Below are 1,758 nucleotides of genomic sequence, written 5' to 3'. Positions count from 1 at the left end.
TAAGGTTATAACGAAGATAGTAGCCCACGGCTACAATAATCACATCCTGCTGAAATTGCTTTTCTTTAAAATGATTCATCGTCATTCCTCCTGCTATCTTTTTCTATTATTCTACCTTATTTGATAGTAGATTTAAAACTTTGCAACAGAACCCTATATTCGTTACAATGGTTATGGGAAGTTTTTCAAAAGGTTAAGAAAAGCTTACGGGGGTTTTTGAAATCAAAAAGTAGTAGGGGACGATAAAATGAAACATACACACAAAATCATATTGGCTGTCACTTCTGTATGCACTGTTATTATTCTAGGTGTAAGTATCTTTTTTGTTACACAAGCAGTAACAAACAATAAATTAGAAAACACTAGTCAAACAACTCAACACTCAAGCAGCAGCTCAAAACCTGTTGAAGATAAACAAACGACGAAACAGCTTGATCAAGCAAAACAGCTTGCTGCAAGTTATCATTATGATGAAGCCATCGCCTTACTTGAAAAAGACGACGCCAAAGAAGCGCAACAATTGTTAGCAACTTTGAAAAAAGAAAAAGAATCCTTGGTAAAATGGGAAGACCCGACCAAAATCTCACACGTCTTCTTTCATAGTCTGATTGTTGATCCAGCTAAGGCTTTTCATACCCAGCAAGCACAAGGGTATAAAGATTATATGGTCACTATTTCCGAATTCAATAAAACCATTGATCAGTTATATAAAAATAACTATGTTCTTGTTAATCTAAATGGATTAGTCAAAAAAGGAACAGATGGAAAACTGACCTTTACAGGTGTTTCTCTTCCAGAAGGAAAGAAACCGTTAATTCTTTCGCAAGACGATGTCAGCTATTATGAATACATGGACAATTCAGGATTTCCAAGTAAGTTGATTGTCGATAAACAGAACCAAATCAAGAATATTTATATCGACAATAAGAAGGAAACTGTTGGTGACTATGATATGGTTCCATTGATCGATTCATTCATTAAAAAACATCCCGATTTTTCTTATCAAGGCGCCAAAGGAACATTAGCTTTAACAGGCTATAATGGTGTATTAGGTTACCGTACATCAAAATCAGAATATGGTGATAACGAAAAAACAAACAAAGAAATCGAAGCAGCCAAAAAAGTTGCTGATCAATTAAAGAAAGATGGTTGGAGTTTTGCTTCTCATACTTGGGGACACTTGAATATGACACAAGCTTCTTTAGCCGATATCCAACAAGATAATGAACGTTGGCAAAATGAAGTTGCACCTATTTTAGGCAAAACAAATATTTTGATCTACCCATTTGGCGCTGACATCAGCGATTGGCAACCTTATTCTGAAGCAAATCAAAAATTTGCTTACTTGAAACAACAAGGATTTGATATCTTCTGCAATGTCGATGCCTCAACTCCTGCATGGGGACAACTAGGAACTGACTACTACCGTAACGCCAGAATCAATATTGACGGTATCCGTTTCGAAGCTGACCTAAAAGGAGAAAATCCAATACTTGATCAATTTATCAACGTCAAAGAAGTGTATGACCAAAAAGATCGAGGATAGAGGTTGTGAAAGAAGCGTCCAGCTCCGAGCAAATAAGAACTAGATTTCTAAAATAGTTTCTCATATTTTGGAAATCTAGCGCTTATTGCTGAGGAGTTGCTTCTTGAACACCGTGGATAAGGTTATAACGAAGATAGTAGCCCACGGCTACAATAATCACATCCTGCTGAAATTGCTTTTCTTTAAAATGATTCATCGTCATTCCTCCTGCT

1 protein-coding gene and 2 pseudogenes are annotated in these 1,758 nt (G+C 36.1%); 1 reads left to right on the top strand and 2 read right to left on the bottom strand.

The genetic code is table 11. The features are described from left to right. Nucleotides 1–79, bottom strand: a pseudogene (locus ABZ857_RS44110) (IS6 family transposase); the annotation flags it as partial. A 168-nt stretch (nucleotides 80–247) separates the two neighbouring features. Between ABZ857_RS44110 and ABZ857_RS44105 the strand changes: the two are divergent. Beyond that, nucleotides 248–1,546 carry a polysaccharide deacetylase family protein gene (locus tag ABZ857_RS44105; protein WP_014017385.1) on the top strand — a complete coding sequence of 433 codons (1,299 nt, stop codon included), beginning with the start codon at nucleotides 248–250 and terminating at the stop codon, nucleotides 1,544–1,546. A 100-nt stretch (nucleotides 1,547–1,646) separates the two neighbouring features. Here the strand turns inward: ABZ857_RS44105 and ABZ857_RS44100 are convergent. Further along, nucleotides 1,647–1,742, bottom strand: a pseudogene (locus ABZ857_RS44100) (IS6 family transposase); the annotation flags it as partial. Nucleotides 1,743–1,758 lie beyond the last annotated feature (16 nt).

This window comes from Microbispora sp. NPDC046933 (assembly GCF_040644635.1).
Classification (GTDB): domain Bacteria; phylum Actinomycetota; class Actinomycetes; order Streptosporangiales; family Streptosporangiaceae; genus Microbispora.
The sequence above is the reverse complement of the archived record's forward strand: the minus strand, read 5'-3'. Positions and strand labels throughout refer to the sequence as shown.

Coding starts and splice junctions, on each gene's coding strand:
- ABZ857_RS44105 (WP_014017385.1), top strand. CDS start 248: ATGAAACATACACACAAAATCATATTGGCTGTCACTTCTGTATGCACT.